Raw genomic sequence first — 7,545 nt, 5'->3', positions numbered from 1 at the left:
CCCCCGGTGGCACCGGACAGCGGCTGGGCCTCGGTATCCCGCTGAGCGCGGCCCGCCCCGTCGGCTCCGCCCAGTCCGCCGCGATCAGGGCCAGGGAGACCTGGCCCGCGGCCTCACCTCATGTCCTGCGGAAATGCGGGACTTCCGGGACATGCCGGGCCGCACCGTGGTCGACCTCCGCCCAGACGGTCTTGGTGTACGCGTCGCGGACGGTCCAGCCCCAGCGGTCGGCGTAGGCGGCGACAAGCAGCAGTCCCCGGCCGCCCGGCGAGTCGGGCGGCGGCGGAGAGGTGTCACCGGGAGCGGGCGGGAGCCGGTCGGGCCGGGTGTCGATGACCTCGATACGGACGGTGGCGGAGGTGAGGGCCAGCCGCACCTCGAAGTCCCGTCCGGGCGTACGGCCATGGATGACGGCGTTCGCGGCCAGCTCGGCGACAACGGCGACGATCACGGCGCCGGTGGAAGTGGTGCGCGGGATGCCCCACTCGTCGAGCTGCTGAGCGACGAGCAGCCGGGCGAGGCGGGCACCACGATGGCTGGAACTGAGCCTGATCCGGGACGGCGGAAACAGCAGCGGAAGCGTTGGCGCGGGCGGGAGTTGGACGGACGCGGGGTGGTCGGTGGGGACGGCGAGGACGGTGTGGGAGGGAGTTTCCGACTTCATACGGTGACTTTGTCGTCACGCGGATAGCCTGAACAGGACGGACGTCCGTACCTGTACGAGACGTACGGGACAGGCGCGCACTTGTACGGCTCAGGGCCCGTGACCGGGCCTGAGCGCGACGCGTTGGATCGTGAACTGCTGTCGTACATCGGTACCGCGAGGTGAGGCTATGGGAACCAGCCGTCAGAGAAAACAGCGGACCAAGGACGACGACCGTCCTGCCATCTGGGTCGGCTACGGCAAGCTGGTGCGACTCCACAGGGACCGGGCGGGACTGACGCAGCAGGAACTGGCCGAAGCGGTCGGCTACTCGTCGGAGCAGGTTGCCTCGATCGAGCAAGGGCGACGGCCGGCGAAGTCGGCGTTCACGGAGGCGGCGGAGACCGCACTGAACGCGGGCGGGACGCTGGCTGTATTGCAGGACGACGTGGACCTGGCCAAACTCCCGGCGTTCTTCCAGGACTTCGCCCTGATCGAGACGGAAGCCGTCAGCAGGTACGACTTCGATCCCCTGCTGATTCCTGGGCTCCTCCAGACGGAGGACTATGCGCGTGCGCTCTTCTCCGGACACTGCCCGTCGCTCTCCGAGGAGATCATCGAGCAGCACCTCGATGCGAGGCTCAGCAGACAGAAGTTGCTGACACGCGCGCCCATGGTGGAGACATGCTTCATCATCGGCGAATCGGCCCTGACCAGCACGGTGGGCGATACAGAGGTGATGAAGGCGCAGCTTCTACATCTGCTGGCCCAGGGGTCGATGCGCAATATCGAGATCCAGGTCATGCCCTCGGACTGCGGCTTCCACCCAGGGCTGGGCGGACCTATGGTGATTTTAGAAACTTTGGAACACCGCCGGGTGGGCTATATCGAATCCCAGGACGTGGGAGTTGTGATCACCGACGCCGCAAACGTCAGCGCCTTCGGACTGCGCTATGGCAAGCTGCGGACGCAGGCCCTCAACGCTGCGGAGTCTGCACGTCTGATCCAGCGCGTGGCAGGAGAAGCATGAGAACTGAGCAGGTTCTGATCCCAACTATCCAACTGCACTGGTTCAAGAGCAGCTACAGCGGATCGGGCGGCGGGGACTGCGTCGAGGTGGCCCTCGCACCACGCACAGTCCACATCCGCGACTCAAAAACGGTACACGGACCCGCACTCCGGGTCTCGCCTGAACGATGGAGTGCCTTCGTCTCCTACGCAAGCAAAAAGGGCGAAGTACCCGCCTGAGCACCGCCCCCCGTACGACACTGGCAAGCCCCTGCGGCCCACTCGACAGGTGAGGTGGCCATGGCTTCACGGTTTACCGGAATCGACCCCGACATCAACGCTAGGGTTGACGGCTCGCCCACAATCGCGACTGACCACGCCCGTCTGATCTGGTTCAAGAGCAGCTACAGCGGGACGAGCGGAGGCGAGTGCGTAGAAATGGCAGTCACCCTCACTACAGTGCGTGTCCGCGATTCGAAAAACGTACCGGGCCCCGTACTTCGAATCGCCATGGACACGTGGCCGACCTTCATCTCCTTCGTAAGTAACGGAGACGATGTGACCGTCCGAAACCTGCGCGTCAGATGACCGGCCCCACCCCACGTACGACGGCGGTGGAGCCCCTACGAACTCAGTCGCACAAGGCCGCCAAACCACTCAACAGGTGGGACACCCCATGACACAGCGATTCATCAGCAACGGCCCCGGTGTCAACGGTTCGCCGATCATCGAGGCCGACCACCACCAACTTGCCTGGTTCAGGAGCAGCTACAGCGGATCGGGCGGCGGCAACTGCGTCGAGGTGGCCCTCGCACCACGCACAGTCCACATCCGCGACTCAAAAACGGTACACGGACCCGCACTCCGGGTCTCTCCTGAACGATGGAGCGCGTTCGTCTCCTTCGCGAGGCGCCGGGACGCCGCCGTCTGAGCCCATCCCCGCGCCAGTGGCCTACCGACCCGCACGACAGTGGTGGGCCGCGTCAGAAACCCAGTCGTGCAAGGCATCCCAACCATTCGACAGGTGAGGCGCCCCATGACGCTGAGATTCATCGGGATCGACCCCAACACCGGGGGCAATGGTTCGCCGACCATCTGGGTTGACCCGGACACCGCTGATCTGGTGATTCAGAGTTGGCGGGCCGACGTCAAAACGGAGAAGGAATGTGCTGAGTTCGAGATTCCTGGCCATGTGACGGGTGTCCCGGAGCACGAGACGGTGATTCGGATTCCTGCTCACATGGTGCCGATACTGAGGGAGGCATGTGATGTCGCAGAGCGTGGAGAGCTTCGCTGAAATCATGGCGGAGGTGCAGCGCTCCGCTGTCCATTTGGAGTTGCGGGACTCATACGGGGTGGACAACGAGGCCGATAACTTCGCAGCGTTCCGGCGCGGAGAGTGGAGTGAGGAGCTGGAGCGCACCGACCGACAGTCCTGGCTCGACCTTGTGAGCGAGGCAACGTCTCGCGGCGTTGTCATGCGGCGAGCTCGGGTGGTGTCGGTGGAGGTATCCGACTACATCCGCTACGAGCACGCCGGCACTCAGATGAACATCGACGCCGGAGAGTTGGTGCGCTGGTTGCCAAGGGACCAGGCATCGGATCTCGCTCTGCCTGGCAATGATCTCTGGATCTTCGATGAAAGGCTGGTCCAGTTCAATATTTTCGATGGTCTGGGACAGTGGATCCGCACGGACTTCACCCAGGATCCGAATGTGGTCAAGTTCTGCGTGTCTTCGTTCGAGTCCGTGTGGGAACGCGGCATCCCGCATTCGGAGTTTTCGGTCTGACGCACAGGAACATTCGGTAGACGGCTCATGCCCACTTCGCCACTCTCAACGGCTCAGGCTGCTCGCAAGGCATTGGCCGAACGTCTGGGTGAGATCCGAAAGGACGCTCAGCTCACCGGGCGCGAACTCGGCGTCCGGTGTGGCTGGAGCGAGTCAAAGTCTTCGCGTATCGAGAGCGCCAGGACGGCCCCGTCCGATGCGGACATTCGGGCCTGGTGCGCAGCGTGTAACGCTGACGCCCAGGCTGCCGACCTAGTAGCGGCCAACCGGACCGCTGAGTCGATGTACGTCCAGTGGAAGCGTCGGCACCGAGCGGGAATGCGCAGGGCCCAGGTCGATCTTCTTCCCTTGTACGAGCGGACGAGGGCCTTTCGGATCTACTGCTCGAATGTCGTTCCGGGCATCCTGCAGACGCCACCGTATGCCTCAGCCCTGATGACGATGATTACGACATTTCAAGGTACGCCAAACGACGTGGCCGAAGCCGTGGCATCGCGCATGGAGCGGTCCCGCGTCCTGTACCGGGGGCAGCACATTTTCTCGATCCTCCTTGAGGAGACGGTTCTCCGCTATCGACTGGGCGGCGCTGAGGTGATGGCTGGCCAGCTCGAACATCTGCTTGCTGTCTCGTCGCTGCCCTCCGTCTCCCTGGGGATCATTCCCGCCGCGGCCGAACGGAGGATGTGGCCCCTGGAGGCGTTCTACTTGTTCGACGACCGACTGGTCAACGTGGAGACGCTGACGGCCGAGGTCAATGTGACCGCTCCCAGCGAGGCTCATGACTACGGCAAGGCGTTCCGCGAGCTGACGAGGTCGGCCGTCTTCGGGACCTCGGCACGCGCTCTCATCACTGACGCCGTATGTGCTCTGCGGTAATCCCATCTGCAAGGCACTGCAAGTTGGTCGGGGCCGTCTTCGCACATCTCCTAGGGTCGTTGCATGACCGGCCTGAGAAGCCGGCCGAGTCACGCCACTGGACCGGAAACCGGAGAGTCATGTCGGCTGTCGAGTACGAAGCGAAGTACCTGAACATCAATCCGGCCGCCATGGCCGCACGGATCGCGGACGCGGGCGGCACATATGCGGCCAGCCGGCTGATGCGTCGCTACGTGTATGACACCGTCCCCGCAGCAGAGGGACGATGGATTCGGCTCCGCGACACCGGCCGTGACGTCACTCTCTGCGTCAAGGAGATCACCTCCGACGCAATCGACGGGACACGTGAAACCGAGACGAGCGTTGGTGACTTCGAGATCACGCACGCCCTCTTGCGACGGATGGGCATCTCCTCCAGGTCCTACCAGGAAAACCGCCGCGATTCCTGGCTCCTGGACGGCGTACGACTGGAGATCGACTCCTGGCCACTCATCCCACCGTACTTGGAGATCGAGGGAGACGGCGCGGAGCAGGTCTGGGCCACCGCGAAACGCCTGTCCATCCCCAGGGAAGAGTTGACGAGCGAGAACACCACCAAAGTTTTCACCCGGTACGGAATCGATCTCAAATCAATCACTGACCTGCGGTTCTCTTAGGAGGTACGGGCCGGTGAAGCACAGCGCACGCGAGACACCTGTGACCGTGGTGCCTGACCACACTCTCCGAGTCAAAATCATCGACGCATGCGGGCTGGCGTGCACTTTCTGTCACAACGAGGGCACGCCGGTCGTCGCGGACAATCGCGGCCGACAGCCCGGGGAATTCACGAGTCCGTCCGGTCCGTCCGGCCGGATGTCCATCTATTTGCGCACCAACGGAGCTGACTTCCTTCCCGCCAGGATTGAAGCGAACGATGATTTCGCCCTCGCCCTGGCCGCAGTACGAGGAAGCCTGCTACCCACCAACGAAGTGCACTTCACCGGGGGCGAGCCCACGTTGCACTCCGACTTGCCCGGCCTGATCAGGATCGCCCGCCATCTGGGGCTGACGGTCGGTCTTACGTCCAACGGAGAGAACGGGGCAGCGGTAATCCCGGAGTGCGCCGCAGCCGGACTGGACCGAATCAACCTCAGTGTCTTCGGTACAACTCCGGAAGAATTAGCCGCCGTCCAATCGCCCCGTATCGCCTCGGGGAAATTGGCCGAACGTAAACTCGCCGCCCTCCGCGCAACCATCGAGACTGCCTCGAAGCACGGCGTAAAGGTTTCGGCGAATATCGTGATCCCTGACAGCACGCACGTGGAACGCGTTCTGCGCATCATCCAGGAGCACGGGCGGACCGTCACGGTGCGTATGCTGGTATCGCTTGAGGACGACGGAGCGTCGCTCACCGCCATGCGGCAAGTTGTCGATCACCTCGGCGGGACCCCCGTTCAGCGCATCATCACGGCGGGCGCATCCGATCAACGCATCCGCTACCGGCTGCCCGACGGCAGCACCTTGTACGCGAAAAGCATCCGTCCCGTACGGCTGCCGAGGACTTGCTCCAACTGTCGCTTCAATAATGATCATGACTGTCACGAGGGCTACTACGGCGTACGTCTCTACCAAGCCCAGGGCGGACCATTCATGGTCGGCGTATGTATCCAGCGTATGGATCTGTGCGTCCCCCTGGGTACCTTCGTGATGAGCCAGATGTGCCACGAAGTCGCCAACTTTCGCAGGGAAGAAACAGCCCGTCTCACAACGCTCCACCGCGTTCCCGACCGTGCCGGACGCGAGAGTCAACAGTGACCACCGGCTACGGAGTTTTCCCGTGCCCCCTGGGTGAATCAGCGCGCGGCGCCAGATGCGGTGCGCCGCAAAGCGGAAGGGCATTTCCCATACTGGGTGTACGGGGCGTTCCGGCAATGCGGCGAGGTACGTGCCGTACTTGTCGTCACGCGCCCGCCGGGGAAAAGCCGTTAGGGTCCCCGCATGGGGAACTCCGCGCGTACGCGCCTGGCGGCATGCGCCGCGGCTTCGGCGGTCCTGGTCGCCGGACTGGTCATCAGGGCCGTCGCGACCGGCGATGTCGCCAAGTACGCGGGCGACGCGCTCTACACCGTGCTCGTCCAGGCGCTGGTGGTGCTGCTCGCTCCCCGGGTGCGGCCTCTGGTCGCCGCCTCGGTCGCGCTCGCGTTCAGCTACGCCGTCGAGCTGCTCCAGCTCACCGGCGTGCCCGCCGAGTTGGCCGCGCGGAGTCTCGCCGCGCGGCTTGTCCTCGGTTCCACCTTCAACGCGCCCGACCTGCTGTGGTACGCGGTGGGCGCCGGTTGCGCGGGGCTCGTGCACAGGGCGCTGACGTTCCGGGGCCCCTCGCCCGTGGCGTGAGGCCCCGGAACCGGTCAGCGGGACGGCCGCCGACTCCGCAGCACAGGCACACGCCGGAGCACGGTCAGATACCGCAGTTGGGCGCGGACCAGAAGCGGCTCGGCCGGTGGTCGACATGCGCGTGGTCGTTGTGGTCCGGGTAGCCGGGGCCGAGGATTCCGTTGAAGCCGTGGTTACGGGCCTGCTGGGCCAGCGTGCAGAGGGAGTGCGGTCCCGAGCCCAGGTCGGCGGCGTCACCGTAGAGATGGCGGCTGCTCGACGCGCCGCCGACCGAGCTGTTGCACGCCTGGGAGCGGAAGCCGCTGGTCACCCGGAGCGGCTGGTCACCGAGCGCGTGCCGGAGCGCCTCCAGCTTCCACATCGTGCGCAGGGCGTTGGACTTGGCGGTGGCGGCGTCCACTGCTCCCCCGGCCCAGGTGGTGTTGCAGTCGTTCAGCTCGGCGTAGCTGAAGTGAATCGGTGTGCAGTCGTCGTCCTGGAGCGCGTAGAGCTGGTTGAACGTGGCCGGGCCCGCGACGCCGTCGGCCGCCAGCCCGTAGGCGGACTGGAAGCGCTGGACGGCGGCGGCGGTGGCCGGGCCGTAGGCGCCGTCGATGGCGAGCACGCCGCCGCTTCCCGGATAGCCGGCCACCCGGATCTGGAGCTGCGTGACATCGGCGCCCGATGCGCCCTGCGAGAGGGGCCGCGACCAGGTGTAACAGCCGTCGGCGTGCGCGGAGCCGGCCGTGGCGAGCGTCCCGGCCCAGGCGAAAGACATGGTCATGACAAGACTGAGCAGGAGTCGTGCGGTGCGTCGAAGCATCGGATCTCCCTGTGGACAGTGACCTGTGGAGCGACGTGTAGAGCCGAGACTGG

At 65.0% G+C, this 7,545-nt stretch carries 12 protein-coding genes; 10 read left to right on the top strand and 2 right to left on the bottom strand.

From position 1 onward, the window contains the following. Positions 1 to 118: 118 nt before the first annotated feature. A complete protein-coding gene (locus ABZ707_RS14270) occupies positions 119 to 664 on the bottom strand; it encodes an ATP-binding protein (RefSeq protein ID WP_360173098.1) in 546 nt (181 codons plus the stop codon). A gap of 169 nt (positions 665 to 833) precedes the next feature. Here ABZ707_RS14270 and ABZ707_RS14265 point away from each other — a divergent pair, with 169 nt between their 5' ends. From ABZ707_RS14265 to ABZ707_RS14220, 10 genes are all read left to right on the top strand, one after another. Further along, positions 834 to 1,673, top strand: coding sequence for a helix-turn-helix transcriptional regulator (locus ABZ707_RS14265; protein ID WP_360173095.1), 840 nt, complete (start codon positions 834 to 836; stop codon positions 1,671 to 1,673). Beyond that, a complete protein-coding gene (locus tag ABZ707_RS14260) occupies positions 1,670 to 1,891 on the top strand; it encodes a DUF397 domain-containing protein (RefSeq protein WP_360173092.1) in 222 nt (73 codons plus the stop codon). Before ABZ707_RS14265 ends, ABZ707_RS14260 begins: the two co-directional genes overlap by 4 nt. Positions 1,892 to 1,951: 60 nt before the next feature. Next, positions 1,952 to 2,239: a DUF397 domain-containing protein gene (locus ABZ707_RS14255; RefSeq protein ID WP_360173089.1), complete on the top strand. Its 288-nt coding sequence runs from the start codon at positions 1,952 to 1,954 to the stop codon at positions 2,237 to 2,239. 88 nt (positions 2,240 to 2,327) lie between these two features. Further along, positions 2,328 to 2,582 (top strand): DUF397 domain-containing protein, encoded by a 255-nt coding sequence (locus tag ABZ707_RS14250; RefSeq protein WP_360173086.1) that lies wholly within the window; start codon positions 2,328 to 2,330, stop codon positions 2,580 to 2,582. Between the two features lie 105 nt (positions 2,583 to 2,687). Beyond that, a complete protein-coding gene (locus ABZ707_RS14245; protein ID WP_360173083.1) occupies positions 2,688 to 2,948 on the top strand; it encodes a hypothetical protein in 261 nt (86 codons plus the stop codon). After that, complete coding sequence (locus ABZ707_RS14240) at positions 2,920 to 3,441, top strand: DUF6879 family protein (RefSeq protein ID WP_360173080.1); 522 nt, start codon at positions 2,920 to 2,922, stop codon at positions 3,439 to 3,441. The genes ABZ707_RS14245 and ABZ707_RS14240 overlap by 29 nt, the downstream gene beginning before the upstream one ends. Before the next feature lie 27 nt (positions 3,442 to 3,468). After that, positions 3,469 to 4,317 (top strand): helix-turn-helix transcriptional regulator, encoded by an 849-nt coding sequence (locus ABZ707_RS14235; RefSeq protein ID WP_360173077.1) that lies wholly within the window; start codon positions 3,469 to 3,471, stop codon positions 4,315 to 4,317. A 119-nt stretch (positions 4,318 to 4,436) separates the two neighbouring features. Beyond that, positions 4,437 to 4,973 carry an adenylate cyclase gene (locus tag ABZ707_RS14230; protein ID WP_360173074.1) on the top strand — a complete coding sequence of 179 codons (537 nt, stop codon included), beginning with the start codon at positions 4,437 to 4,439 and terminating at the stop codon, positions 4,971 to 4,973. A 13-nt stretch (positions 4,974 to 4,986) separates the two neighbouring features. Next, on the top strand, positions 4,987 to 6,111 hold the full coding sequence (locus ABZ707_RS14225; RefSeq protein WP_360173071.1) for a radical SAM protein: 1,125 nt from the start codon (positions 4,987 to 4,989) through the stop codon (positions 6,109 to 6,111). A gap of 183 nt (positions 6,112 to 6,294) precedes the next feature. Next, complete coding sequence (locus ABZ707_RS14220) at positions 6,295 to 6,690, top strand: DUF2809 domain-containing protein (protein WP_360173068.1); 396 nt, start codon at positions 6,295 to 6,297, stop codon at positions 6,688 to 6,690. Positions 6,691 to 6,754: 64 nt separating this feature from the next. Here ABZ707_RS14220 and ABZ707_RS14215 read toward each other — a convergent pair whose 3' ends face one another. Then, entirely contained in the window at positions 6,755 to 7,492 is a 738-nt protein-coding gene (locus ABZ707_RS14215; protein ID WP_360173065.1) for a D-Ala-D-Ala carboxypeptidase family metallohydrolase, read from the bottom strand. Positions 7,493 to 7,545 lie beyond the last annotated feature (53 nt).

The sequence above is a fragment of the Streptomyces sp. NPDC006923 genome (assembly GCF_040635655.1).
Classification (GTDB): Bacteria; Actinomycetota; Actinomycetes; order Streptomycetales; family Streptomycetaceae; genus Streptomyces.
Note: the sequence above shows the minus strand (reverse complement) of the source record. Positions and strands in the feature narration are given on the sequence as shown.